A 25,303-nucleotide genomic window follows, 5' to 3' on the forward strand; every position below is an offset into this window, starting at 1 on the left:
CGTGTCGGAGGACGTGCGCCGCTCCGAAGTGCAGATCCGTCAGCCGCGGAAGAGCCAGCCCCAGTCGACTGCGATCACCACGTTCGGCACGAAGTGCGACGGAATGCCGTGGTACTTGCGCAGGTGGCGGTGGAACTTGTCTCTACTCCCCCAGCGCTTGCCGCACGGGCGGCAGCCGTAGCCGTAGTCGTGGTCGTGACGGCTGTAGTAGTCGCGGCCGTAATAACCGCGGTCGTGGCCCCAGCCACCTCGCCAATGACGGCGTCCCCGGTCCCAGTCGTGGTCGCAATGTCGACCGTGCTCGTGCACGGGGTAGCCGCGGCGGTAGCGGTAGTCGTCGTCGTCCCAGTCATCGTGGCCCGCCAGGGCAGGCGCGGCGAGCGAGACCGAGAGCAGCGCCGCGGCTGCCGCAGCGCGAAGTCGCGTGATCTGGAAACGCATCCTGAGAACCTCCTGCGCACTGCGACGCCGCGACCCCGCGCTCGATTCATGGCGGGAGCTCGAGGTCGCGTGCGTCGATGTGACGATGCGCACACCCCGTGAAGCGCGCGCGCATTCGCCTACGTTCCGCGCAGCGCCTCGAGGTTGCCGTGACCGCCGCCATACCCGCCGATCGCGCCCGCGCCGTGTTCCCGCCCGGGGTTCGCCATCGCACGCCGTTCCCGTTCATGCGCGCGCTGCGCGCCGATCCGCTCGAAGCCGTCGGGAGCGCGCTGCGCGATCACGGCGACGCCGTGGGCATTCAGGGCGGGCCGATACGCGTCGTGGTGCTCGCGCGCCCCGAGTACGCGCGCCACGTGCTGATCCGCAACGCGCGCAACTACACGAAGGGCCCGCAGATCGCGAAGCTGCGGAGGATCGCGGGCAACGGCATGTTCTTCGTCGACGGCGACGAGTGGCTCCGCCAGCGCCGCATGATCGTGCCCGCGTTCCAGCGCGCGAAGATCGAGGCGATGGTGCCGCATCTCGTCGCGGGCGCGGACGCGCTGCTCGCGCGCTGGGAGCGCGAGCGAGCGAGCGGCGAGTTCTTCGACGTCGCGCCCGATCTCTCGAAGACCGCGCTCGACATCGTGTGCCGCGCGATGTTCGGCAGCGACGTGCGCGAGCACGCCGACGCGTTCCATCGCCATGCCACGTTCGCCGCGAGCTACGCCCAGTACCTGTTCGATCACGTGCTGCCGGTTCCGCGCTGGATCCCGACCGCGCGGAGCCGCCGCATCAACGAGGCGCTGCGCTGGGTGCACGGCTTCGTCAGCGAGATGATCGCGTCGCACCGGCGGCTCGACCCGCTGCCCGACGACATGCTCGGGTTGTTGTTGAGGTTGCGCGACGAGGAGACCGGCGCTGCGCTGAGCGACACCGAGCTCTACGACGAGCTGATGACGTTCGTGAACGCGGGCCACGAGACGACCGCGGTCTCGCTGAGCTGGTCGCTCTACGAGATCGGGCGGGACCCCGCGCTGCGGGCGCGCCTCGAAGCCGAGGCCGACGCGGAGCTCGCTGCCAGCGAGCCCACGCTCGCGGGCCTCGCTCGCCTCGATTTGTTGGGGAGAACGATCCGCGAGGTACTGCGCCTGCATCCGCCCGGCTGGGCGATTCCGCGAGAGGCGAGCGAGCAGGACGAGATCGACGGCGTGCTGATTCCGAAGGGCGCGACCGCGCTGATCGCCGTCTACTTCCTGCACCGGCATCCCGAGTTCTGGAACGAGCCCGAGCGCTTCGACCCGGATCGCTGGCTCGAAGCGCGCGACGAGCCGCGCCACGCGTTCGCCTATCTCCCGTTCGGCCTCGGCGGCCGGCGCTGCGTGGGCGAAGACTTCGCGCTGCTCGAGCTGCGCGCGGTGCTCGCGCGCGTCCTGCAGCGCTTCCACGTGGAGATCGACCCCGCTCATCCCGTCGTGGCGCGTCCACAGCTCACGCTGAAGCCGGCGCACGGGGTGAGGCTGCGGCTCACGCCGCGGAGGGGCGCATGAGCGACGGCGTCACGAAGGCGCAGGTCGAGGCGCGGCTGCGCGAGCGGCTCGCGCCGGCGCAGCTCGAGGTGGTGGACGAGAGCCACCTGCACGTCGGTCACGGCGCGCCGGGCTCGCACTTTCGCGTGCACATCACGTCGGCGCGCTTTGCGGGGCTGAGCCGCGTCGCCGCGCAGCGGCTCGTGTACGAGGCGCTCGGCGACTGGATCGGCGGCGCCATTCATGCCTGCGCCGTGAGTGCGCGCGCGCCGAGCTGATCCTCCCGTCGCCGGGCGCGCGTCTAGTCGGCTGCGGGCGGCGTGACCTGCGCGCGCGCGAGCTCGTCCGCGGTCTCGCGCAGCTGCACGAGCCAGCCCGCATCGCCGCGCGCGAGGTGCGTGTGGAAGCGCAGCGGCGCGGCGACGCCTTCGCGCAGGAACATCGTCTCGACCAGTGCGTCGTCCTCCGCGACTGCGGCGGCGCCGATGGCCGGCGGCTCTTCTCGCGCGCTCGCCCCTAACAACTGAGCGAGAGCCGACTCGTCGGGGCTCGCGAGCTGCGCAGCGCCCGCCGCATCTCCCGCTACCGCCGCGCTCCAGAACTCGAGCGCGACTTCCTCGGGCGCCGGCGCGGGCTCGGCGCACGCGAGCAGCGCAGCCAGGACGGCCGCGAGCGTGAGGCGTGCCGTGAGCATGCGATCACCCTAGCAGCGATCACCGGCGTCTCCAGCCGAGCGGTTGTTAGAACCCGTCTCGAGATTCCTCTCGTCGCCGGGTGCGCGTCCGAGACGGGTTCTAGTGCTTCGACTTGCCCTGCTTCTTCGTCTGTCCCGGCGGGCCGCCATGCGGGTGGCGCTTCTTGTAGAGCTTCGCGGGAACGCGCTCGTACGCGAGTGCCCGCCACGGGCCGCTCGCGCCGACGGCGATCTCCCAGCGGTCGCCGACGATGCGGAAGTAGCTGCCATCGAGGAACCAGACGTCGCGCAAATCGACCACGACGTACACGCCGAGCGCCGAGTCGAACACCAGATCGTGATCGTGATGCTTGTGCCGGTAGCCGTGTGCGGGCGCGTGCGGCGGCGGCCCTGGGCGGCGAACCGCGGCGCGGTGCGGCGCGTGGCCGCCAGTCTCGACGACGCAGGCGAGCGACGAGAGCGAAAGAGCGAGCAGAGCGACGGCGCGGAGCGAGGTGCGCATGAAGGCCTCCTGAGGGCCCGTGCACCATCGGAAGAAACGCGCGGCCGGCTGTAGTGGCCGTCACGAACCGCGAGGGGGCTTCAGCCGAGTGCGAGTTCGGACGAGGCGTTTCCCATGACCCGACGAATCCTGGCCGCGTCGCTGGCCCTTCTGCTCCTACCCGCCCTGAGTGGCTGCTGGGTGCTCGACGAGCTCGACAGCGGCATCGAGAAGATCGACAAGCACAGCGGCGGAAAGAAACAGAACACGCCGAGCACGGCGACACAGCCGGCCGCAGCTGCGGAGCCGAAGAAGGGCGCCGTGGACGACTACTTCCGCAAGGAGAACGAGGCGGGCACGACGCGCACGATCTCACCGGGCCAAGTCAGCGAAGGCATCGTGAATTGCCGCATCGGCGAATCGATGCAGTTCATGACGAAGGACGCCTGCGCCGCACGCGGGGGCATCGAAGGCGCGTAGCGGTGCGCGCTGACCTCGCCCGTCAGACGAAGCGCGCGAGCCACTCTGCGAGATCGACCGAGAAGCCCGCCGCGTTCTTGTGGCCGCCGCCGCCCAGCGAGGTCGCGATCGCGGCGACGTCGCAGTCGCCGATCGAGTAGAGCGATACGTCCACGCGCCGGCCCTCGACGCGAAACACCGCGCCGGCTGGCGTGCCGTAGCGCGCGCGCAGCGCGAGCTCGTGGCCGATCTCGGCGCGCTGCGTGCGCGCGTTCACGCCCTCGAGACGCAGCGGCCCGATCGCGAGCGGCTGCGTGTGGGTGAGAGCGCGCTCGATCTCGATGCGAAACGCGCGCAGGATCGGCGCGCCCTCGTCCGCGAGCGCCTCGATCGGTTGCGCAGCGAGCGCGCTCCACGCGCGGAACTCGCGCGGATGCGACGCGATCGTCGCGTTCACCTCGCGGCTGCGCGGCAGCTTCCACGCCCAGAGGTCTTGGTCCTCGACGTAGGCGAGCAGATCGGGCAGCGCCTCGTCCGGATGCAGCGCGCCCCACGCGAGCGCGGCGCCGGAGCGCGAGAGGTCGAAGCGCACCTGGTGGCCGGAGCGCTCGAGCTCGCGGGCGAGAAACGGGTCCGCCTCGAAGTCGCGCTGCGCGGTGACGTGATGATCGAGCACCACCAGCTGCGCCGCGTGCTCCGCGAGCGGCCGGTACGCGCGCGGCGGCGGCGCGATGTCGGCGAACAGCACGTACGCGCCCTCGAGCTCGTGCGCGCGCAGCGGGTCCTCGTGCCCGCGCGGCACGTACGCGCCGCGCTCCCCCCACGCGAGCCACGCCGACCACGCGGCCCCGAATCCATCGGGACAGCCCGCGTGGTAGATGCAGACGTGGCGCATCGACCGAGCGTACGTGCAACGGGGACGTGCGTGCATCTCCGCTCTCGCCGTTAGCCTCCGCGCCCCGATGCCCCCCGCTTACGCCTACAGCGCTGCGCCGATCCCGTGCGACTGGCTCGCCCTCGTCGCGGGCCTCGCACGGCGCCGCGGCTTCTGGTGGCTCGACAGCGCGCTCGTCGGCGCGCCGCTCGGGCGCTTCTCGTTCGCGGGCGCCGAGCCCGCGCAGCTCGCGCACCTCGACGGCGCGGCCGATCCGCTCGCCGCGCTGCGCGCGCTGCTGCCCGCTGCGGGGGCGCGCGTCGAGTGCGCAGACGCTGAGCCGTGCGCGCTGCCGTTCGTGGGCGGAGTCGTCACGGGGCTCGGCTACGAGCTCGGCTCGCGCTTCGAGCGCGTGCCGATCGCGCAGGACGACGCGCCCGTTCCGCTGGGCTCGTTCGCGCTGCGCGTCGACCGCTTCTTCGCGTGTGATCACCTGAATGCGCGCGTCTGGGCGATCGCGCTGTGCGCGGGAGCGAGCGCGCGCGAGGCGGCGCAGGCTGCGCGCGAGCTCGCAGCGAACGCGCCGTCCGCAGCGTGGCCTGAAGCGCCCGCGCCGCAGCGCGCACGCTCCGACGTGAGCCGCGGCTTCGATGCGCAGGAGCACGCGAAGGCGGTCGCGCTGATTCGCGAGCGCATCGCGGACGGCGCGCTCTATCAGGCGTGCCTCACACATCGCCTCGAAGCGCCGTTCGCGGGCGACGCGTTCGCTTATTACTGCGCGCTGCGCGCCGCGAACCCGGCGCCGTTCGGCGCCTTCATCGCGCTGCCCGAAGGTGCGATCGCGTGCAGCTCGCCCGAGCGCTTCCTGAAGCTCGACGGCGCGCGCTGGCTCGAGACGCGCCCGATCAAGGGCACGCGCCCGCGCCGTGTGGACCCCGCGGCGGACCGCGCCGAGGCGGCGGCGCTGCGCGCGAGCGAGAAGGACCGCGCGGAGAACCTGATGATCGTGGACCTCGCCCGGAACGATCTCGGGCGCGTCTCCGAGCTCGGCAGCGTGCACGTGCCCGAGCTGTTCGCGGTGGAGTCGTACGCCACGGTGCACCAGCTCGTCTCGACCGTGCGAGGACGGCTGCGACCCGAGCTCGATGCGACGGGCGCGATTCGCGCCGCGTTTCCGCCCGGCTCGATGACGGGCGCGCCGAAGCTCGCGGCGATGGCGCTGCTCGCGCGCATCGAGCGCGCGCGCCGCGGCCTCTACGCCGGTGCGCTCGGTTACCTCGACGTGCGCGGTGGCTGCGATCTCGCGGTGGTGATTCGCAGCGCGTTCCTGACCGCGGGACGCATCGCGCTGCACACGGGCGGCGGCATCGTCGCGGACAGCGACGCCACAGCGGAGTGGGCCGAGGCGGAGGCGAAGGCCGCGGCGCTGCTGCGCGCCGCCGGCGCGAAGGTTTGAGCGCGCGCTGCCGAGCCGCGCGTCTCGCGTGGTAGCTTCGCCTCCTTCCTCGGGAGGCCCACCATGCATCGCGCGCTTCGTTTCGTGCTCGCCGCCGCAGTCGCGCTCGGCGCGGCGTTCGCCGCGCAGGCGGACGAGACCTGCCAGTCGCCGTACCTGCCCAAGATCGTCGGGCAGGAAGACTTCATCTACGTGTGGACGCTCGGGGTCGAGGGCCTCGGAGACGGCTCGGACAAGCTCGTCACGGTCGGCGCGAACCCGAGCCGCAGTGATTACGGCAAAGTCGTGCACTCGCTCTCTGTCGGCGGGCGCAACGAAGCGCACCACGCGGGCTTCACCGACGACCGCCGCCACCTTTGGGCCGGCGGCCTCGACTCGAGCAAGATCTTCGTGTTCGACGTCGCGACGGATCCAGCAGCGCCGAAGCTGCTGCGCACGATCGAGGACTTCCCCGCGAAGACCGGCTGGGTCGGCCCGCACACGTTCTATCCGATCCCCGGCCGCATGCTGATCACCGGCCTCTCGAACGCGAAGGATCTCGGCGGGCGCACCGGCTTCGCCGAGTACAACAACGACGGCACGCTGGTGCGCACCGTGTCGATGCCCGAGGGCGCCCCTTACGGCTACGACCTGCGCATCAACGCGCACCTGAATCGCATGCTCTCGTCGTCGTTCACGGGCCACCAGAACTACATGCGCAAGCTGCCCGAGCTGTTGGGCGACGCCGAGGCGATGAAGAATTTCGGCAACACCATGGTGGTGTGGGACTTCCACGCGCGGCGGGCGCTGCAAACGCTCGACGTGCCGGGCGCGCCGCTCGAAGTGCGCTGGGCGCTCGCGCCCGACGCGGAGTACGCGTTCACGAGCACCGCGCTCACCTCGAAGATCTGGGGCGTTTTCCGCAAGGAGGACGGCTCGTTCGAGGCGGTCGAGGTGGGCACGATCGGCGACCCCGCGAAGGTTCCGCTGCCCGTCGACATCTCGCTCTCGCGCGACGACAAGTTCCTGTTCGTCGACACCTTCTTCGACGGCACGGTGCGCGTGTTCGACGTGAGCAGCCCGCGCGCGGCGAAGCAGGTGTACGAACACAAGATCGGCTCGCAGGTGAACATGGTCTCGCAGAGCTGGGACGGGAAGCGCCTCTACTTCACCAGCTCGCTGCTCGCGAACTGGGACGGCACGGGCCACCCCGACGAGCAGTTCCTGAAAGCGTTCACCTGGGACGGCGCCAAGCTCGCGCCCACTTTCGCGATCGACTTCACCGAGGCGAAGCTCGGCCGGCCCCATCACATGCACTTCGGCCAGCTCGGCTTCTGGGGCCTGCCCGCGGAAGGCGCGGCGGGCGGTGAAGTGGCGAAGTAGCTCGGGAGAAGCGATGCGCTCGGTACTCGCGGGGATCGGGTTCGCGCTCGGGGCGCTCGCCGCCCACGCGAATCCACACGCGCAGCACCATGCGCCGCCGCCCGCCGAGCGCGAGCGTTTCGCGGCGCCGGCTGCCGGCACGTACGAGCTGCCGCCGATCGACCGCGTGGCGCAGCACTACTTGTTGGGGACGAGCGCGAAGCCCGAGCCGCTGATCGGCCTCGAGACCGGCGAGCTCGCGCTGATCTCGTTCGTGTACCTGCAGTGCGGCGAAGCCTGCCCGCTCGCGACGGCGATGCTGCACCGCCTCGACGGCGAGCTCGCGAAGCAGCCGGAGGTCGCGAAGCGCGTCGAGCTGGTGACGGTGAGCTTCGACCCGCAGCGCGACACGCCCGCGCAGATGCGCGCACTGCGCGAGCGCCTCGCACCGAAGGGGCGCTGGCGTTTCCTCACCGCCGCGAACGAGAGCGCACTGCGACCCGTGCTCGAGGACTTCGGGCAGGACGCGGTGTGGATTCCGGGCACGCCCGAAGCGCCGGACTCTCTGCGCCACGTGCTCAAGGTGTTCGTGGTCGACGCGAACGGCGCGGTGCGCCAGATCTACTCGACGGGATTTCTCGACTCGCGCCTCGTGATCGCGGATCTGCGGACGCTGCTGGGTCTTTACTCGCCGGCGCCTGCACGCCCGGGATCCCACGCGCACCATCCCAGGTGAGCGCGCGCTTCGGCTCAGCCGCTGCGGGCTTTGGCGTGGGCGCGGGCTGCGCCGGCGCGACCGGCCGTGCCGCACGCATGCTCGGCCGCCGCTCCTCCAGCTCCTCGAGCGTGCGCGGCCAGTCCTTCCGTAACAACTGCGAGAGCGCGCGATCCGCGAGCACGCGTCCCCCCGTTTGACAGCGCGCGCAGTAGTTCGTCTCGTTCTCGGCGTGCACGATGCGCTGCACCGGCGCTGCGCAGACGGGGCATGGCTGCTTGAACTTGCCGTGCACCGCCATCTCGGGGCGGAACGCGGTGACTTCCTCCGGGAACGCATCGCCCGTTTGCACGCGTAGGCGCTCGGTCCACGCGCGCAGCGTCTCGCGAGTCGCGGCGAAGAGGCGCGCGATTTCTTCGGGCGCGAGGTTCGTCGTCATCTGCACCGGCGAGAGACGCGCGGCGTGGAGGATCTCGTCCGAGTATGCGTTGCCGATGCCGGAGAACACGTGCGGGTCGGTGAGCGTGCGCTTCAGCGTGTGCCGCTCGCGCGTGAGCAGCGCCGCGAACTCGGCTTCGTCGCACGCGAACGGGTCGACGCCGCCAGGGTCGTGCGCGAGCAGCGCCGCCTCGCCTCGCACGGCGTGCAGCGTCGCGCGCTTCTTCGTGCCGGCCTCGGTGAGCAGCAGCGTGCCGTTCTCGAAGTCGAAGCCGGCGTGCGCGTAGCGGCGCTGCAGCTTCGCGCCGAGCGCGCGCCAACGCAGGCGGCCCGCGATCATCAGGTGGATCACGAGAAACAGCTCGCCCTCGAAGCCGAGCACGACGCGCTTGCCGAGCCGGCGCGTCGTCACGAGCCGCCGCCCCGCGAGCTCCGCCAGTGGCGGCTCGACGCTGCGCAGCAGCGAGATGCTCGCGAGCCGCACGCCCTCGAGCCGCCTCCCGACCAGGCGCCGCTCGATCGCCTCGCGATAGAGCTCGATGTCGGGGAGCTCGGGCATACGCGCACTCTACGAAACGCGCACAGGGGACGTACGTGCACAAAACCGCGCACCAGGGACGTACGTGCACAGAACCGCGCACTAGGGACGTACGTGCACACTCTCACGCGTAAGACGGTGCACGTACGTCCCAGGTGCGCGCAGATGTGCAGGTACGTCCCCAGTGCGCGCCACCGGGCGCGTTCGAGCGAGATGCACGTACGTCCCCGTTGCACGTCCCGCGGGTGTCAGGCGGCGCAGACGAAGTCGCGTCGCTCCTCGTACCCCAGCGCGGCGAGCTCGGCGCGGATCTCGGCGCGCGGCTTCGAGCCCGCGACCGAGACGAGGAGCGGCAGCGCGCTTCGTTCGCGCAGCGCGGCGGGCGGCACGACCTCGGCGCCGTGGATGCGCTGACCGAGCCGGCGCGGGTGTAGCTCGATCACGCGCCCGAGCTGCTTGCCGCGGGCGGCGAGCGCTTTCGCGAGGGCGCGCCCGGTGCCGCCGTAGCCCCAGAGCGCGTAGCGCTCGTGCGCCGCGAGGAAGCCCTGCGCGAGGTACTCGGCCTTGCACGCGGTGAAGGCGGCCTGGGCGTAGGCGGGCGACGTGCGCGAGAGCCGGGCGGGGCCGTCGCGCCAGGCGAGCAGCTTCTCAGGCACGACACCGAGCGCACGCCCGGATGCGAGAACGCGCAGCACGAGGTCGTAGTCCTCGGGCCAGCCGCGCTCGCGATAGCCGAGGCTCCGAAGCAGCTCGCGGCGCAACACGAGGGTCGGATGCGCGAGCGGACACTCGACGAACGCGTCGCGCGCGATGTCGGCCGCGCTCGCGAGCGAGTTCAGCCACGCGCCGTAGTCGCGCAGGCCCTCCGAGATCGCGCGCTGCGGGAAGAGATGCACGTGGCAGCCCACACCCGCGAGCGCAGGGTCCGCGTCGAGCGCGTCGCACTGCTTCGCGAGACGCGTGCGTCGCATCACGTCGTCGGCGTCGAAGCGCGCGACGAGCGGTGCGCCGCACTCCGCGATGCCCCGATTCAGCGCCGCGACGAGCCCTTCTCGCGGTGCCGCGATCACGCGAAAGCGCGCGTCGCGTGCGGCGAAGCGCTGCGCGATCTCGCGCGACTCGTCGCGCGAGCCGTCGTCCACGATCACGCACTCGAAACGCGCCTCGCTCTGCCGCGCCACCGACGCGAGCGCGCACGCGAGCGTCGCCTCCGCATCGCGCACGGGCAGCAGCACCGAGACGCGCGGCGTCAGTCTGTGCGCCCCGATCACGCGCGCATCTCGCTGTCGCTCTGCCCGAGCGGTCCGAACAGGACCCGCGCGCCGAGCTCGCGGTGATCGAGCTGTGCGGCCTTGTCCATGCGCGCGACGAACTCGGGGCGCTGCATCGTCCAGCGCACCGAGCCGCTCGCGCAGCCGAGCGCGGCGAAGCGCGCCGCGACTTCGTCCCACCACGGCACCACACGACCGGCGAGCGGCTCGAGCACGAGCACGCGCGCGCCGGCGGCGAGGCCGCGTTCGAGCGCGCCGAACACGCGCTCGCGGGCGTCGTCGTCGCACTCGTTGAGTAACCAGCCGAGCAGCGCGACATCGCCGCGCGCGAGCTTCGGGATGCCGAGGGGGAGCTGTGCGCGCTGCGTCTCGCCGCGCAGGCCGAACGCGGCGTACGTGCGGCGCGCTTCGGCGAGCGCGAAGCCCGAGCGCTCGAGCGCGAGAATCGGCGGGTGGCTCGGCGCCGCGAGCGCAGCGCCCGCGCCCGCCGCGCCGCTGCCTGCACCGAGGTCGACGATGCGCGCCGTGTCCGTGAAGCCGCGCTCGGGCAGCGCGCGCACGACGCCATACGCGGTCGCGAGATGCAGCGGTGCGAAGTAGGCGGCGAACGCGGCGCGCTTCGCAGGCGAAGCGAGCGCGTCGCCCGGGTCGCGGCGCAGGGTGTAACGCCGAGAAAGCGCCTGAACGCCCTTGCGGATCTCGCTGAAGGTGAGCGGCGCCGCGCGCTCGACTGCGGAAGCGATCCATGCGTCGACACTCGCCGCGATCTCGGCGGGAAACTCGGCCGGCGGATCCGCAGCGAGCACCGCCTCCATCCCGTGTCCGCCGGCGCGAGTCATCAGGCCACGGTAGTCGCGCTCGCGCGGCGCAATCCCCTTTTTCCGCACTTCCTCGCGGCTACCGTGCCGCGCGTGATGCGCGCCCTCGCCACGCTCCTCCCGCTCTGCGTGCTCGTGGGCGCTCCCGCGGCGGCGCAAACCGACATCGCAGCGACGCCTCCGGTCACCGTGACCTCGACCAACTGGGACGAGGTCGAGCTGCTCGGCAAGCGCGTTCGGCCCGGCGACAAGCGGCGCCTCTTCCTGAGCTCGAGCGAGTCGTTCGCCGGTTCCGACACCGAGCTGCCGGTCCTGGTGACGCGCGGCGCGACGCCGGGGCCCACGGTGTGCCTGATCGCCGGCATTCACGGCGACGAGCTGAACGGCATCGAGATCGTGCGCAAGGTGGTGGAAGGCCTAACACCTCGGCGCATCTCGGGCATGGTGATCGCGGTGCCGGTGGCGAACCTGCACGGCTTCCGCCGCTCCTCGCGCTACTTGCCCGATCGCCGCGATCTGAACCGCTTCTTTCCCGGCACCGCTTCCGGCAGCGCGGCCTCGCGCATCGCGTGGTCGCTCTGGAACGACGTCGTGCGCCACTGCAGCTCGCTGATCGACCTCCATACCGGCTCGTTTCACCGCACGAACCTTCCGCAGGTGCGCACCGACACGACGGACGAGCGCTCGCTCGCACTCGCGAAGGGCTTCGGTGGCGCTCTCATCGTGCACGACCCGGGGCAGGATGGAACGCTGCGCCGCGCGGCGCGGCGAGCGGGCATCGGCGCGATCACGTACGAGGCCGGTGAGCCGCTGCGCTTCCAGGAGCGCGAGATCGCGCGGGGCGTCGAGGGCGTGCGCAACATCCTCGCCACGCTGGGCATGAGCGACGCCGCGCCGCTGAAGTACGCGCCGCGCGTCTACCAGCGAGCGCGCTGGGTGCGCGTCGACGACGGCGGGATCTTCTTCACGCGCAGGCGCCTCGGCGAGCAGGTGCAGCCGGGTGATCTGTTAGGCACCGTCACCGACCCCGTGACGAACGAGACGAAATCCGTCGAGTCGCCGCTGCGCGGTCGCATCATCGGCATGGCCGTTCCACAGGTCGTGATCCCCGGGTACGCCGCGTTCCACCTCGGGATCGACGCGGCGGCGACTGCCGCGGAGGAGCCCGCGCTGCCTGCGCCGAGCGAGGATGCGGATGCGATGGCCGAGCAAGAGGCTGGGCGCGAGATGGATCCGGAGGCGGCGCCGGAATGAGCCGTTCCTCGCTCATCGTCGGCGCGCTGCTCGCCCTGCTCGGGCTCGCGGTCTTCGGCGTGAAGCACTTCCGCTACGGAATTCCGCTGCGCGTCGCCGAGGGCGTGGGCCCGTGGCAGGTGGAGCTGCGCGTGAACGTGCGCGGCGCGAACACGCGCGGCAGCGTGCGCGCGCTGCTGCCGAACAGCGAAGCCGGGCAGACCCTCTTCGACGAGAAGCCCACGAACGACCGGCTCGAGTTCACGACGCGCGACGAAGCGACCGGCAACCGCATCGGCGTCTGGTCGGGCGTGATCGGACCGATCCACGAGGTCGTGTACGCGCTTCACGTGCAGATGAGCGCCGTCGAGGCGCCGCTGCCCGAGGGCCGCAGCTTCCCGGCGCCGCCGCGCGGGGTCGCGGCGCTGTATCTCGCTCCCGCAGCACAGCTGCCGATCGATGCGCCAGAGATCGTCGCGCGGCTCGAGCAGCTCAAGCTGCCGTCTTCGCAGGATCTGCCGGCGCGCATTCGCATGATTTATCAGGCCGTCGCGAACGAGGTCGCGACGATCGAGCGAGGCCCCGAGGATCCGCTGCTCGTGCTCGCGAACCGCGAAGGCAGCGAAGCGGGCAAGGAGCTGCTGCTCGTGACGCTGATGCGCGCCGCGGGCGTGCCGGCGCGCGTCGTGCACGGGCTCGAGCTGCGCGCCGACGCGACGCCGCGCGAGCGCACGTGGAGCGAGGTGTGGATCGCGGACAAGTGGGTGCCGATGCACGCGAGCGCGCTCGAGGGCAGCCCCGAGGGCTTTTTCGCGCGGCGGCCTGAGAACTTCCTCGTGCTCGGCCGCGGCCTCGTGCCCAACGTCGAGGCGACTTCGGTCACGAACATCGGCCATCGCTACCGCTCGCTGCGCGAGCACCTGCGCGCGGACGAGGTCGCGAATCTGCTCACCCCGGACAACCCGGTGTTCGAGTTCCTCTCCTTCTATCGCTTGCCGCTTCCCACGCAGGCCGCGCTGCGTGTGCTGCTGCTGATCCCCCTCGGTGCGGTGGTGATCGCGCTCTTCCGCAACGTCGTCGGCGTGCGCACGTACGGCACGTTCATGCCGATTCTCATCTCGCTCGCGCTGCGCGAGTACTCGCTGTGGCGCAGCCTGGCGCTGGTCGTCGGCGTGATTCTGTTCGCGATCGTGCTTCGGCGCGCGCTCGAGTCCCTGCGCCTGCTGATGGTGCCGCGCCTCTCGATCATGCTCTGCACCGTGGTGCTCTTGGTGGCCGGCTTCGCGCTCGTCGGCGAAGACGCCGAGACCTCGGCCCTGTTCGCCGGCGTGCTCTTCCCGATGGTGATCCTCACCATGCTCACGGAGCGCATCTTCATCACCGCCGCGGAGGAGGGCGTGCGCGAGGCGACGGTGCGCGCGGGCATTTCGACCGCGGTGGCGGCGACGATCCATCCGCTCTTTCAAAGCGCGCGCGCCGAGTACCTGATGTTCACCTTCCCCGAGCTCACGTTCTGCGCGATGGGCGTGCTGATCTGGATCGGCGGCTACACCGGCTATCGCATCGCCGACTTGCTGCGCTTCCGCTCGCTCGCGCATGACCCGAACGCCGAGGCCGCGTGATGCTCCCGAAGCGGCTGCACGCGCTCGGCGTGCTCGGCATCAACGCGCGCAATCAGAAGTACACGCTGCGCGTGAACGAGCGGCGCTTCTATCCGCTCGTCGACGACAAGCTCGCGACCAAGCGCATGTGCCAGGAGGCGGGCATTCCGGTGCCGCGGCTGCTGGCGGTCGCCGAGGTGCACGCGCAGGCGAAGCGCCTTCTGCCGCAACTCGCGGGCGAAAAGGCGTTCGTGCTGAAGCCCGCGCGCGGCGCGATGGGCAACGGCATTCTCGTGATCGACGTGCGCGAGGGGAAGATGATGCGCGGCTCGCGCGTCGTCAGCGCCGACGACTTCGTCTACCACGCGGCGGGCATCATCTCCGGGCTCTACTCGCTCGCGGGCCACGCAGACGTCGCGATGGTGGAAGAGAAGCTCGTGATCGACGCGCGCATCGCGCACCTCGCCGTCGACGGCGTGCCCGACCTGCGCGTGATCGTCTACCGCGGCATTCCGGTGATGGCGATGACGCGCCTCCCGACGTCGATGTCGGGCGGACGCGCGAACTTGCATCAAGGCGCGCTCGGCGTGGGAATCGATCTCGGAACCGGCGAGACGACGCACGCGATGTTTCGCGGCGAGTCGATCGCGAAGCATCCCGACAACGGCCACGCGCTGATCGGCTTCCTGATCCCGAGCTTCGACGACGTGCTCACGACCGCGGTCTCCGCGGCGGCGCGCACCGGCCTCGGCTACGTCGGCGCCGACGTCGTGATCGACGCGAACCTCGGCCCCGCGATCCTCGAGCTGAACGCTCGCCCGGGCCTCGCGATCCAGCTGGCGAATCGCGCGGGGCTCGGCCCGCGGCTCGACGCGGTGGACGAGGCATTAGGGGAATGGAAGAAGGGCGAGAGCAACGACATGTCGATCGAGGCTCGCGTGGCGCTCGGCCGCGAAGTGGCGCGCATCGCGCAGGCGCGGCGGGCGGCGTGATGCGGCGCGCGGTGGTGCTGCTCGCTGCACTGCTCGCGCTGGCGAGCGCGGCGCTCGCGCAGCAGGCGCCCGCGCCTCGAGGCACCGCCTACGTCACCACCTTCGAGGCGCGCATCGTGCCGAGCGAGCGCCTCGCGCACGCCACGATTCGCCTCGGAACCGGCGCGCTCGCGGTGCGCTTCATCGAGCTTCAGATCGACCCGAAGCGGCACGTCGACTTTCGCGGCGACGGCCGCGTGGTCGTGGATGGCGCGCGCGTGCGCTGGGAGCCACCCGCGCGCGGCGGTGCGCTGCAGTACGTGTTCCGCGTCGACAACTTGCGCACGTCGTCGGCCTACGACGCGCGCTGCGCCGAGGACTGGGCGCTGCTGCGCGGCGACGACTTGTTCCCGCCCGCGCGCGTGCGCTCGAACGTCGGTTCGCGCTCGCGCTCGACGCTGAAGCTGCGCGTACCCGAGGGCTGGAAGATTGCGGTGCCGTACGAGCGCCTCGCCGATGGCAGCTATCGCGTCGAGCACGCGACGCGGAACTTCGATCGCCCGATCGGTTGGTTCGCGCTCGGCAACATCGGCGTGCTGCGCGAGAGCATCGCGGGCTCGCGCGTCGCGGTGGCGGGCCCGGTCGGGCAGGGCGTGCGGCGCCAGGACCTGCTCGCGCTGATGCGCTGGACGCTGCCGAGATTGAAGGCAGTGCTCGGCGAGCTGCCCGATCGAATCCTGATCGTGTCTGCGGGCGACCCGATGTGGCGCGGCGGCCTGTCGGGCCCGAGCTCGGTGTTCATCCATGCCGACCGGCCCCTGATCACCCCCGACCTAACAAGTCCGATCCTGCACGAGCTCTTCCACGCCGTCACCCGCGCGCGCGCGGGCGACGACGGCGACTGGGTCGTCGAGGGCCTCGCCGAGTACTACAGCCTCGAGCTGCTCGTGCGCTCGCGCGGCGTCTCGAAGCGGCGCCACGCGAACGCGCTCGACGAGCTCGAGCGCCGCGGCCGCGGCGCGCAGCTCGCGGGCACGCGCTCCTCCGGCGCCGAGACTGCGCGCGCGGTCGCCGTGCTGCGCGACCTCGACGCACTCATCCGCAGCGAGACGAGCGACCGCGTGAGCCTCGACGCCGTCGTCGCCGTTCTCGCGCGCCAGCAAGCGCCCGTCACGACCGCGGGTTTCCGCGCCACCGCGGAAGGGGTGACCGGCCTCGACCTCGGCGGCTTCTTCCGCTCGCGCGTCGGGCTGGTGAGGTAGGGCGAGCCGGGCCGCGGCTCACCGCCACGCGAACACGGGCTGCTCGTAGTGGTCGACGCGCGTGGCGCGGCCGAACAGCGCGACTTCGCGCAGCTGGAAGAGGATCGCGGCGGTGGGCGCATGGATGTGGGTGTCGAGCAGCGGGATCGAGATCACCGGGCGCTCGCTCTCCGGGATGCGGCGCAGGTGGGGCACTCCCGGGTGCGAGAGGTCGGCGACGGGCACGCGGTAGATCGCGGCGACCTCCTTCGGGTCGGGTCGCAGCTCGGGGTGCTCGCCGGTCCACACCACCACCGGAGTGATCACGAAGCCCGAGCGCGTGGGGTAGTCGTCGAGACGCCCGAGAATCGCGTCGTCGCGCAGCTCGAGCCCCACCTCTTCGTGCAGCTCGCGCAGTGCCGCGCGCTCCGGCGTTTCGCCGGCGTCGAGGCGGCCGCCGGGTAGCGCCCACTGGCCCGCGTGATTGCGCAGCCGCGCCGCGCGGCGCGTGATCACGAACGCGAGCGCGCCGTCGTCTCCGGGCACGAGCGTCGCCGCGACCGCGGCGTGCCGCCTGCCCTCGAGCGGGGCCTCGCGCCGCTTGGCCGCGAAGCTCGCGAGATTCCGGCGCACCTCTTCGATTCGCTCGCGCATTCGCGCACGGTAGACCGCCTCGCAGAGACTCGTGCGGCTGCGCCGCCGCTCGCTCGCCGAGTTACGTTGCGCGCCCCTTCGGAGGCCGCTCGTGACTCCCGCTCGCGCCATGCTCGCCAGCGCAACGCAGCGCACGCTCTCGCTGCCGCAGCGCGGCGTCGAGATCGCGCTGCTCGACTTCGGCGGCGACGGGCCCCTCGCGCTCCTCCATCACGCGACGGGCTTCTGCAAAGGCGTGTGGGCCCCGATCGCGGAGCAGCTGCGCGCGCGCTTCCGCGTGATCGCGATGGACGCGCGCGGCCACGGCGACTCCTCCGTCGTCGAGGGCCCCGCGGCGTATGCGTGGCCGGAGTTCGCGCGCGATCTCCAGGCGGTCGTCGAATCGCTCGCGAGCGAGCTCGGCCCGGTCGCGCTCGGGATGGGTCACTCGTTCGGCGGCACCGCGATGCTCAGCGCCGGCAAGGCGCGCCCCGACTTGTTACGGCGTCTCGTGCTCGTCGACCCCGTCGTGCCGATGCCCGCCGCGATGTATCCGCCGGACGCGCTCTCGCGGCCGAACGCGCTCGCGGACGGCGCGCGCCGCCGCAGGACCGAGTGGCCAAGCCTCGCGGAGGCGCGCAGGAGCTGGGGCGAGCGCAGCGTGTTCAAGACTTGGCGGCCGGAGGTTCTCGACCTCTATGCGCTCGATGGCCTGCGCGAGCGCGCGGACGGCAGCGTCACGCTGAAGTGCCCGAGCGCGGTCGAGGCGGCGATCTTCGATCAGGGCCGCGACCTCGACGTGGCGGCGATCGCGCAGGACCACCCCGTCCCGACGCTTTGGATCCGCGCCGGTCAGGGCAATTTTCCCGGCGAGTGGTGCCGGTCCCTTGCCGGCCGGATGCGCGCTTGTGAGTACCGCGACCTCGACGTCGGCCACCTCGTGGTGATGGAGCAGCCCGAGCTCGTGGCCGCCGAAGCGCTGCGCTTCGCCGAACCGGCAACAGAGGCGTAAACCCGCCCGCAGCGTTGGCCGATGCACTAGGCGCCATGAATTTGCGCGTGCACGCGGCCGTTGTCTTCGCGGGGATCCTCCTGTGGACGGGAGCGACCTCGGCCCAGCAGGCGCAGAGCCTCGACGCGAAGGCGCCGCCCCCCGAGATGCGCGTGCTCGTGATGCCACCGCGCGCGACGAGCGTGTATCGCAGCGTCGATGCTGGCGTGCGCGAGTGGTGGGCCGCCGAGATCGCGGCGAACGACGTGAGGGTGATCGGGCGGCACGAGACGGCGGCCGCATCTGCGGCGGTGCTCGCCGGTGCGACGCGTCCCCACTTCAGCGCCGACGCGCCCGCGCTCGCGAAGCAAGCGAACGCCACGCACGTCGCGCTCAGCGAGCTGCGTTACGAGAAGGGCCTCGCGGAAGTCTGGCTGCGCGTCTACGACGCGAGCGGGAAGGCGCTCGCTGCGGGAAGCGCGAAGGGCAAGCTGGCGAAGCTCGGCGACGTGCTCGTGCAGGCCTCGGCGCCCGCACGAAAGCTGTTCGGCGCCGCGCCGCCGGAGTCGCCGCGGCTCTCGGAGCTCGGCGTGTTCGAGACCGCGGGCGATGCGCTGGGCGCATCCCGCCCGTCAGACGCAGTGGCTTCGCTCCTCAGCGCGAAGGGACGCACTGCCGACGCGCTGCGCGCCGAGCTCGAGCGCGCCGCGAGCGACGACCGCGTGCCGCTGCCCGAGCGCTCCCGTCTCGCGAGCGTGACCGGCAACGACGACCCGAACTGGCTGCGCGTCCGCCAGGGCATCATCGAGGGCAAGGATCCCGAGTTGTTATTGGCGGGCGCGGTGAACGCGAGCGCACGCGGCGAGCACGCGCGTGCGCTCGAGTTGTACCGCCAAGTGGAGACCGCAGCGCCCGACGCGCGCGCACGCCTCGGCATCGCGCGTGCGCTCACCGCGCTCGACCGCCATGCGGAGGCGCGGCCCGCGTGGGAGGGCGTGCTTGGGGACGATCCCGAGAGCTTCGAGGCGCGCAGCGCGCTGTCGCGGAATCCGTCGTTGCCGCCGGCAAAACGCGCTGAGCACGCGGTCGCGCTCGGCGAGCTGAAGGCGAAGGCGTTCGATCGCGAGGGCGCGGAGAAGGCGTTCGAGCACGCCACGCTGCTCGCGCCCAAGGAATCCGGGGCTCGCGCGAAGCTCGGCGTCGCGCAGATGCAGGCGCAGCTCGGCGAGCGCGAGGAAGCCTTGCTCGTGTACGAAGAGCTCGGCGCCGCGGGGCCGGAGGCGCTCGGCGAGCACGCCGCGAGCACGTATGCAGGGCTCGGCGACATCCGCGCGCTCTCCGGTGACGACGCCGGCGCGAGTGAGGCCTACGCCACTGCCCTGGCGGCCGACCCGCAGAACGTCGACGCGCTGTCGGGGCAAGGCGAGATGCTGATGAAGGCGGGCAAGCCGCAGGAGGCGCTCTCGCCACTCGAGCGGGCCGCGCAGCTGGAGTCGCAGGCCGCGGATCGCCAGCTCCGCTGGGCGCGGGCGCTGCGCGCGGCGGGAGACGAGGAAGGCGCGCTGGTGGCGCTGAAGGCGCCGATGGTGCCTGAAGACCAGCAGGCCGAGCTGCTGCGCGAGACGGCCGACATTCAGCACGAGCAGGGCAATGCGGCGGCGGCGGCGGAGACGCTGCAGAAGGCCGTCGCGCTCGAGCCCGACGACGCTCCGCTGCGCACCGCACTCGCCGAGGCGTACGAAGAGACTGGCGACGCCGAGGCCGCCGCGCGCGAGCGCGCGCGGGTGTCGGCGCTGACCGGCCTCGCGCCGACCGACACGCGCGCGACGGCGCGCCAGGAGACGGAGAAGCCGAAGGAAGCGGGCGCCGGTGGCCCCTTCGCGTCGGTCGCCGCGGGCTTTCCGAAGGCGCGCCGTGACGGATCGCCGTTCGCGGGCGTCGCGTTCATCGGCGTCGCGCAGGAGCGCACGCCCGTCGATCACGTCCGCGCGTGGCTGTTGCCGCGCAGCCTCGACCTCGGTGCGCTCGAGGCTGAGCTGCGCGCCGCCTTCGAAGCGCGCTACGGCCTCGCGCCCGTTGGAGCCGTGAGCGACCTCGTTCGCCCGGCCTACGAGCGCGTGCTCGCGTTCTCGTCGACGGACCGCTCGGACCTCTCGCTCGTCAACGACGACCTCGGAGTCGAAGTCTCCTTCGTCGCGATGCTGACGCCGAACGAGCCGACCGGCATCGACTCACCGCTCGCGCCCGAGTCGCAGCTCGAGATTCGCATGCACACGGGCCGCACGACCGACGCGGTCGAGATCCTGCGTCTCGCGGCGAGCGTGCCGAACCCCGAGTCGTACCTGCGCTGGAACCCGCGCGCGCTGCTGCCCTACGGAATTCTGCTCGCGCTCGCGATGGCCCCGTTCATCCGCGGCTGGGGAAAGCTCAACGTGCGGCTCGAGCACGAGTCGCGGAAGAGCGCGAAGGGCTTCTTCACGATCGAGATCTCGCGCAGGCCCGGTCAAGCCAAGCGCGAGAAGGAGAAGGCCGGAGCCAGCAAGCTCACGCAATACCAGAAGAAGGGCGCCGCCTGGTCGCGCTTCCGCCGCTTCATGGCGCAGCGCGAGAACGCGTTCCGGATGATTCCCGCGCGCAGTTATTACGTGTGCGTGCACGGAGTCATGCAGGACGACAAGGGCGATATCGTCGGTAGCTACCTCGAAGAGCGGAAGGTGAGGATTCCGCGCGGCGGCACGGTCGACGTCTCGTTCGACTTCCGGCCGCGCGAAGCGGCGCTCGAGGTGCGCTTGGTACGGCCCGAGGGCGACACGCACGGCGTGGCGCGCGTGTGCGTGCGCGGGATGCCTTCGACCATGCGCTTCGTGAAGGAAGAGACCACGACGCTCTACGTGAGCAAGGGCGAGCACTTCGTCGTGGTCGGATACGGCGACTGCGTGTTCGAGCGCCGCGTCGAGATCAGCGAGCTGACCGCGCACCAGGTGACCATCGGTCTCGGCGACGTGAATCAGGCCGTGTTCCAAGGCGTGAAGGAAGCGATCGAGCCCTTCCTGATCGGCGATTTGCCGGCGTGCGCGCGCCCTCGACAAGGCCGGGCTGACGAAGCAGGCCAACGAGCTGCGCGCGCAGTACCACGAGCAGCAGGGCGACAAGGCCGCGGCTGCGAAGTTCTACCGCGAAGCCGGCCAGCTCACGCAGGCGGCGGCGCTGTCTGCGGAGAGCGGCGGAAGCGCGCAGAGCGCCGAGCTGTACGAGCAGGCCGGCGATCATCGCAGCGCAGCCAGCGCGTATCTCGAAGCCGGCGAGTTTCAGCGCGCCGCCGAGATGTTCGAGGCCGCGTACGACTTCGCGGACGCGATCGAGGCATACCGCAAGGCGGGCGCGCGCGAGAAGGTGTGCGACTTGCTCGAGCGCGTCGGGCGCCATCACGAAGCCGGCGTGCTCTCACTCGAGCTCGGCGACGAGGACCGCGCGATTCGCAATCTCCAGCAGGTCGACCTGCGCGATCCCGACTACGCGGAGTCGTGTCGCGCGCTCGCGGATCTGTTCCTCGCGCGCGAGGAGTGGATGCTCGCGATCGACCGCCTCAAGGAGGCGATCCACACCGTCGGCGAAGACGCGGCGTCGCTCGAGATGTTCGAGCAGCTCGGCGACGCGTTCGAGAAGAACGGCGACCTGCAGGACGCGCTGCAGACCTTCGAGGGCATCCGCAAGCGCGACTACCAGTACGCGAACATCGCCGACCGCATCCGCTCGCTGCGTGAGCGCACGCAGATCCAGGAGACGCAGCGCCAGTCGCAGCTGAACACCGCAGCTGCGGGCGCCACCACCATGGCCGCGGGCGCCGCGACCGCACCCGCCGCTGCGCCCGTGGAGGATCGCTACGAGATTCTCGGCGAGCTCGGGCGCGGTGGCATGGGCATCGTCTTCAAGGCGCGCGATCGCCGCCTCGGGCGCGTCGTCGCGCTGAAGCGCCTGCCCGACAACCTTCGCGATCACCCCACCGCGGTCGCGCTGTTCCTGCGCGAGGCGCAGTCGGCGGCGGCGCTCAATCATCCGAACATCGTCACGATCTACGACGCCGACCAAACGGCGGGGAACTATTACTTGACGATGGAGTTCCTCGAGGGCATGCCCCTCGATGCGGTCTTGAGAAAGCGCGGGAAGCTCTCGCCCAAGGACGCCGCGCGCATGGGCGTGCAGATCGCGACGGGCCTCCAGTTCGCGCACGAGCGCGGCCTCGTTCATCGCGACATCAAGACGGCGAACCTGTTCTTCACGCGGGATCGCGTGGTGAAGATCATGGACTTCGGCCTCGCGAAGATGGTCGAAGAGGTGCGCAAGGCGGCGACGGTCGTCGGCGGCACGCCGTACTACATGGCGCCCGAGCAGGCGCTCGGTGAGCGCGTCGATCACCGCGCGGATCTGTACGCCTTCGGCGTCACGCTCTTCGAACTCGTCGCCGGCCGCGTGCCCTTCAAGGACGGCGACGTCGCGTACCACCACCGGCACACGGCGCCGCCGGATCTTCGCGGTCTCGTGCCGGGCATCCCCGAGGCGCTGGCCGCGCTGATCGAGCAGCTGATGGCGAAGAAGGCTGCCGATCGCCCCGCGACGACCGCGGAAGTGACCGCTGCGCTCGAGGCGCTGGTGCGCGGCGCGTAGCGAGCGCGCGCCCGATCCCCGCCATGCAGAGGAACTTCGAGCGGGTACGATGCGGCGCTTCCGAGAGTGAGGAAGCGATGCGAGACGAGAACGCGGCGCCCGAAGGTGGCGAGGCACAGGACGAGCTGCTCGAAGCCTTCGGCGTGAATGCCGGCATCGTTGCCGAGATTCGGCAGCGCTACGAGCTCGATCCACGCTCCGTGCATGCGAGCTGGGCGAAGCTGTTCGAGCCCGAGCGCGATCACGACGCCGAGCCGCTGCCGGAGGAGACGCCCGGCGCCGCGCCTTCGCTCGCGAGCCCACAGATCGCGGAGAAGTACGCGCGCGTGCTGCGCATGATCCACGCCTACCGCGCGCGCGGTCACCGCATCGCGGATACCGATCCGTTGGGGAGCCGCGTCGAGTACTTCCCGGAGCTCGATCCCGCTCACTACGGTCTCGGCAAGGACGACGAGAGCAAGCCCTTCTTCGCCGGAGATCTGCCGGGCGGCCCGATTCAAAGCCTGGCGCAGATTCTCGATCGCCTGCGCACCACGTACTGCCGCCGCGTCGGCGTCGAGTTCACGCACATCCAGGACCCCGGCAAGCGCCAGTGGCTGATGCGGCGCATGGAGGAATCGCAGAACGCGACGCAGCTCTCCGCCGAGGAGCAGCTGCGCGTGCTCGAGAAGATCTGCGCGGCGGAATTGTTCGAGCGCTTCCTCCACACCAAGTTCGTCGGCCAGAAGCGCTTCTCACTCGAAGGCGCCGAGGCGCTGATCCCGCTGCTCGACACGATCGTCGAGGACGCGCCGAGCCATCACGCGCGCTCGCTCGTGATCGGCATGGCGCACCGGGGGCGCCTGAACGTGCTCTCGAACATCGTCGGCAAGTCGCTCGCCTCGATCTTCTCGGAGTTCGAGGACGTCGAGGAAGCCGAGGCGCCGTTCGGCTCGGGCGACGTGAAGTACCACAAGGGCTACACGACCGATCGCATCACGCGCAGCGGCGGACGAGTGCACCTCTCGCTCACCGCGAATCCGTCGCACCTCGAAGCGGTCGACCCGGTGGTCGAAGGCCGCACCAAGGCGAAGCAGGTGCGCGCAGGCGACGCGAAGGGCAAGCAGTTCGTGCCGGTGCTCGTGCACGGCGACGCCGCGTTCGCGGGCCAGGGCATGGTCGCGGAGGTGCTGAACCTCTCGCAGCTGAAGGGCTACTCGACGGGCGGCACGATCCACGTCGTGGTCAACAACCAGATCGGCTTCACCACGACGCCGCAGGAAGCGCGCTCGACGCTCTACTGCACCGACGTCGCGAAGATGATCCAGTCGCCGATCTTCCACGTGAACGGCGACGACCCCGACGCGGTGGTGCACTGCACGCGGCTCGCCTTCGCGTATCGCCAGCGTTTCGGCGACGACGTCGTGATCGACATGGTTTGTTATCGCCGCCACGGCCACAACGAGGGCGACGAGCCGAGCTTCACGCAGCCGCTGCTGTACGAGAAGATCCGCAAGCTGCCGGGCCTGCGCGCGCAATACACCGAGCAGCTCGTGCGCAGCGGCGTGCTCGTGACGGCGGACGCCCAGCGCATCGAGGCGGACCTGAACAAGCAGCTCGTGCAGGCGCGCGAGTCGATCAAGACCGCACCGCCGAGCGCCGAGGCGGAGTACGAGCTGCGCGGGGCGTGGACGAACTTCTCGCGCACCCGTCCGAGCGAGCCGGCGCTGACGAGCGTCCCAGCCGAGCGCCTGGCGCGAATCGCAGAGTCGCTCTCGGCCGCGCCGGCGGGCTTCCAGGTGCACAAGAAGCTGGTGCCGCTGCTCGAGCGGCGCAGCAAGGTCGTCGCCGAGGGCGGACCGATCGACTGGGCGCTCGCGGAGGCGCTCGCGTTCGGCAGCCTGGTCACGGAAGGCACGCCCGTGCGCTTGTCGGGGCAGGACTGCTCGCGCGGCACGTTCAGCCAGCGCCACGCGGTCGTCGTCGACCAGGCGACGGGGCAGGAGTACGCGGCGCTCGACCACATCGCGGAGACGCAGGCGCGCTTCGAGGTGTACGACAGCCATCTCTCGGAGGCGGGCGTGCTCGGCTTCGAGTACGGCTACTCGCTCGCGGCGCCTGGCACGCTCACGCTGTGGGAGGCGCAGTTCGGCGACTTCGCGAACGGCGCGCAGGTGATCATCGACCAGTTCATCGCGTCGGCTCACGCGAAGTGGGGGCGCATGAGCGGGCTCGTGATGCTGCTGCCCCACGGCTACGAAGGGCAGGGTCCCGAGCACTCGAGCGCGCGCATCGAGCGGTACTTGCAGCTCTGCGCAGAGGACAACCTGCAGGTCGCGAACTGCACGACGCCCGCGCAGTACTTCCACATCCTGCGCCGCCAGATGCGCCGCAACTACCGCGCGCCGCTGATCCTGTTCACGCCGAAGAGCCTGCTGCGCGCGCCGCGCGCGGTGTCGAGCGTGAGCGAGCTCGCGAGCGGCGGCTTTCAGCCCGTGATCGACGACGCCGCGATTCGCGATGCGAGCGCCGTGCAGCGCGTGCTCGTGTGCAGCGGCAAGGTCTACTACGACCTCGTCGCTCGCCGCGAAGAACGCGACGGACGCGGCGAGGGAAGCGTGCGCGGCGACGTTGCGATCGTGCGCGTCGAAGAGATCTACCCGTGGCCCGACACCGAGCTGGGCGCCGCGCTCGCGCGCTACGCGAATGCGGCGCGCGTGACCTGGGTGCAGGAAGAGCCCGCGAACATGGGGCCCTGGACGTTCGTGCGCGCGCGCGTGCAGGCGCTGCTGCCTCCGCGCGCGCAGCTCGCCTACGCGGGCCGCGCGCCGAGCGCCAGCACCGCGGTCGGCTCCGGCCGCGTGCATCGCCTCGAGCTCGAGGAGCTGCTCGGCGTGGCGTTCGGGGAGTAGCGGTAACGGGCGGGCGCCCGAATCGAGAAGCGAGCGTCAG

At 71.3% G+C, this 25,303-nt stretch carries 20 protein-coding genes; 12 read left to right on the forward strand and 8 right to left on the reverse strand.

The window, feature by feature from the left end:
- Window positions 1-39 precede the first annotated feature (39 nt).
- The gene (locus FJ091_02780; GenBank protein MBM4382274.1) at window positions 40-441 is read right to left on the reverse strand and encodes a hypothetical protein; all 402 of its coding nucleotides are present in this window, start codon (window positions 439-441) and stop codon (window positions 40-42) included.
- Between the two features lie 149 nt (window positions 442-590).
- On the opposite strand from FJ091_02780, the gene FJ091_02785 reads away from it, so the two are divergent.
- Both FJ091_02785 and FJ091_02790 read left to right on the forward strand, forming a co-directional pair.
- Entirely contained in the window at window positions 591-1,973 is a 1,383-nt protein-coding gene (locus tag FJ091_02785) for a cytochrome P450 (protein MBM4382275.1), read from the forward strand.
- Window positions 1,970-2,230, forward strand: coding sequence for a BolA family transcriptional regulator (locus FJ091_02790; protein MBM4382276.1), 261 nt, complete (start codon window positions 1,970-1,972; stop codon window positions 2,228-2,230). The genes FJ091_02785 and FJ091_02790 overlap by 4 nt, the downstream gene beginning before the upstream one ends.
- A gap of 23 nt (window positions 2,231-2,253) precedes the next feature.
- On the opposite strand, the gene FJ091_02795 is transcribed toward FJ091_02790, so the two are convergent.
- Window positions 2,254-2,646, reverse strand: coding sequence for a hypothetical protein (locus FJ091_02795; GenBank protein ID MBM4382277.1), 393 nt, complete (start codon window positions 2,644-2,646; stop codon window positions 2,254-2,256).
- Between the two features lie 100 nt (window positions 2,647-2,746).
- Window positions 2,747-3,148 carry a hypothetical protein gene (locus FJ091_02800; GenBank protein MBM4382278.1) on the reverse strand — a complete coding sequence of 134 codons (402 nt, stop codon included), beginning with the start codon at window positions 3,146-3,148 and terminating at the stop codon, window positions 2,747-2,749.
- A gap of 114 nt (window positions 3,149-3,262) precedes the next feature.
- Between FJ091_02800 and FJ091_02805 the strand changes: the two genes are divergently transcribed.
- Entirely contained in the window at window positions 3,263-3,607 is a 345-nt protein-coding gene (locus tag FJ091_02805) for a hypothetical protein (GenBank protein MBM4382279.1), read from the forward strand.
- Window positions 3,608-3,629: 22 nt separating this feature from the next.
- On the opposite strand, the gene FJ091_02810 is transcribed toward FJ091_02805, so the two are convergent.
- On the reverse strand, window positions 3,630-4,481 hold the full coding sequence (locus FJ091_02810; GenBank protein ID MBM4382280.1) for a hypothetical protein: 852 nt from the start codon (window positions 4,479-4,481) through the stop codon (window positions 3,630-3,632).
- A 67-nt stretch (window positions 4,482-4,548) separates the two neighbouring features.
- Between FJ091_02810 and pabB the strand changes: the two genes are divergently transcribed.
- Both pabB and FJ091_02820 read left to right on the forward strand, forming a co-directional pair.
- Window positions 4,549-5,916, forward strand: a complete 1,368-nt coding sequence (gene pabB / locus FJ091_02815; protein ID MBM4382281.1) for an aminodeoxychorismate synthase component I — start codon at window positions 4,549-4,551, stop codon at window positions 5,914-5,916.
- 63 nt (window positions 5,917-5,979) lie between these two features.
- Window positions 5,980-7,278 carry a selenium-binding protein gene (locus FJ091_02820; GenBank protein MBM4382282.1) on the forward strand — a complete coding sequence of 433 codons (1,299 nt, stop codon included), beginning with the start codon at window positions 5,980-5,982 and terminating at the stop codon, window positions 7,276-7,278.
- Between the two features lie 557 nt (window positions 7,279-7,835).
- Here the strand turns inward: FJ091_02820 and FJ091_02825 are convergent.
- The 3 genes from FJ091_02825 to FJ091_02835 form a co-directional block, all read right to left on the reverse strand.
- The gene (locus tag FJ091_02825; GenBank protein ID MBM4382283.1) at window positions 7,836-8,969 is read right to left on the reverse strand and encodes a formamidopyrimidine-DNA glycosylase; all 1,134 of its coding nucleotides are present in this window, start codon (window positions 8,967-8,969) and stop codon (window positions 7,836-7,838) included.
- 227 nt (window positions 8,970-9,196) lie between these two features.
- Complete coding sequence (locus FJ091_02830; protein MBM4382284.1) at window positions 9,197-10,219, reverse strand: glycosyltransferase; 1,023 nt, start codon at window positions 10,217-10,219, stop codon at window positions 9,197-9,199.
- On the reverse strand, window positions 10,216-11,058 hold the full coding sequence (locus FJ091_02835) for a hypothetical protein (GenBank protein ID MBM4382285.1): 843 nt from the start codon (window positions 11,056-11,058) through the stop codon (window positions 10,216-10,218). The genes FJ091_02830 and FJ091_02835 overlap by 4 nt, the downstream gene beginning before the upstream one ends.
- 75 nt (window positions 11,059-11,133) lie before the next feature.
- Between FJ091_02835 and FJ091_02840 the strand changes: the two genes are divergently transcribed.
- The 4 genes from FJ091_02840 to FJ091_02855 are packed head-to-tail and all read left to right on the forward strand — an operon-like array spanning window position 11,134 to window position 16,104.
- Entirely contained in the window at window positions 11,134-12,291 is a 1,158-nt protein-coding gene (locus FJ091_02840) for a succinylglutamate desuccinylase/aspartoacylase family protein (GenBank protein ID MBM4382286.1), read from the forward strand.
- Window positions 12,288-13,892, forward strand: a complete 1,605-nt coding sequence (locus FJ091_02845) for a UUP1 family membrane protein (GenBank protein MBM4382287.1) — start codon at window positions 12,288-12,290, stop codon at window positions 13,890-13,892. Before FJ091_02840 ends, FJ091_02845 begins: the two co-directional genes overlap by 4 nt.
- Entirely contained in the window at window positions 13,889-14,863 is a 975-nt protein-coding gene (locus FJ091_02850; protein ID MBM4382288.1) for an alpha-L-glutamate ligase-like protein, read from the forward strand. The genes FJ091_02845 and FJ091_02850 overlap by 4 nt, the downstream gene beginning before the upstream one ends.
- Complete coding sequence (locus FJ091_02855) at window positions 14,863-16,104, forward strand: hypothetical protein (GenBank protein MBM4382289.1); 1,242 nt, start codon at window positions 14,863-14,865, stop codon at window positions 16,102-16,104. Before FJ091_02850 ends, FJ091_02855 begins: the two co-directional genes overlap by 1 nt.
- Before the next feature lie 18 nt (window positions 16,105-16,122).
- Here FJ091_02855 and FJ091_02860 read toward each other — a convergent pair whose 3' ends face one another.
- Window positions 16,123-16,737 (reverse strand): CoA pyrophosphatase, encoded by a 615-nt coding sequence (locus FJ091_02860; GenBank protein MBM4382290.1) that lies wholly within the window; start codon window positions 16,735-16,737, stop codon window positions 16,123-16,125.
- 91 nt (window positions 16,738-16,828) lie between these two features.
- Here FJ091_02860 and FJ091_02865 point away from each other — a divergent pair, with 91 nt between their 5' ends.
- The 3 genes from FJ091_02865 (at window position 16,829) to FJ091_02875 (ending at window position 25,263) form a co-directional block, all read left to right on the forward strand.
- On the forward strand, window positions 16,829-17,728 hold the full coding sequence (locus FJ091_02865; GenBank protein MBM4382291.1) for an alpha/beta hydrolase: 900 nt from the start codon (window positions 16,829-16,831) through the stop codon (window positions 17,726-17,728).
- Between the two features lie 3,546 nt (window positions 17,729-21,274).
- Complete coding sequence (locus FJ091_02870) at window positions 21,275-22,372, forward strand: serine/threonine protein kinase (GenBank protein ID MBM4382292.1); 1,098 nt, start codon at window positions 21,275-21,277, stop codon at window positions 22,370-22,372.
- A gap of 77 nt (window positions 22,373-22,449) precedes the next feature.
- Entirely contained in the window at window positions 22,450-25,263 is a 2,814-nt protein-coding gene (locus FJ091_02875; GenBank protein ID MBM4382293.1) for a 2-oxoglutarate dehydrogenase E1 component, read from the forward strand.
- Window positions 25,264-25,303: the final 40 nt, after the last annotated feature.

The organism is Deltaproteobacteria bacterium (assembly GCA_016875395.1).
Lineage (GTDB): Bacteria > Myxococcota_A > UBA9160 > UBA9160 > UBA6930 > VGRF01.

Coding starts and splice junctions, on each gene's coding strand:
- FJ091_02780 (MBM4382274.1), bottom strand. CDS start 441: ATGCGTTTCCAGATCACGCGACTTCGCGCTGCGGCAGCCGCGGCGCTG.
- FJ091_02790 (MBM4382276.1), top strand. CDS start 1,970: ATGAGCGACGGCGTCACGAAGGCGCAGGTCGAGGCGCGGCTGCGCGAG.
- FJ091_02795 (MBM4382277.1), bottom strand. CDS start 2,646: ATGCTCACGGCACGCCTCACGCTCGCGGCCGTCCTGGCTGCGCTGCTC.
- FJ091_02800 (MBM4382278.1), bottom strand. CDS start 3,148: ATGCGCACCTCGCTCCGCGCCGTCGCTCTGCTCGCTCTTTCGCTCTCG.
- FJ091_02805 (MBM4382279.1), top strand. CDS start 3,263: ATGACCCGACGAATCCTGGCCGCGTCGCTGGCCCTTCTGCTCCTACCC.
- FJ091_02810 (MBM4382280.1), bottom strand. CDS start 4,481: ATGCGCCACGTCTGCATCTACCACGCGGGCTGTCCCGATGGATTCGGG.
- pabB (MBM4382281.1), top strand. CDS start 4,549: ATGCCCCCCGCTTACGCCTACAGCGCTGCGCCGATCCCGTGCGACTGG.
- FJ091_02820 (MBM4382282.1), top strand. CDS start 5,980: ATGCATCGCGCGCTTCGTTTCGTGCTCGCCGCCGCAGTCGCGCTCGGC.
- FJ091_02825 (MBM4382283.1), bottom strand. CDS start 8,969: ATGCCCGAGCTCCCCGACATCGAGCTCTATCGCGAGGCGATCGAGCGG.
- FJ091_02835 (MBM4382285.1), bottom strand. CDS start 11,058: ATGACTCGCGCCGGCGGACACGGGATGGAGGCGGTGCTCGCTGCGGAT.
- FJ091_02840 (MBM4382286.1), top strand. CDS start 11,134: ATGCGCGCCCTCGCCACGCTCCTCCCGCTCTGCGTGCTCGTGGGCGCT.
- FJ091_02845 (MBM4382287.1), top strand. CDS start 12,288: ATGAGCCGTTCCTCGCTCATCGTCGGCGCGCTGCTCGCCCTGCTCGGG.
- FJ091_02855 (MBM4382289.1), top strand. CDS start 14,863: ATGCGGCGCGCGGTGGTGCTGCTCGCTGCACTGCTCGCGCTGGCGAGC.
- FJ091_02860 (MBM4382290.1), bottom strand. CDS start 16,737: ATGCGCGAGCGAATCGAAGAGGTGCGCCGGAATCTCGCGAGCTTCGCG.
- FJ091_02870 (MBM4382292.1), top strand. CDS start 21,275: ATGCTCGCGATCGACCGCCTCAAGGAGGCGATCCACACCGTCGGCGAA.
- FJ091_02875 (MBM4382293.1), top strand. CDS start 22,450: ATGCGAGACGAGAACGCGGCGCCCGAAGGTGGCGAGGCACAGGACGAG.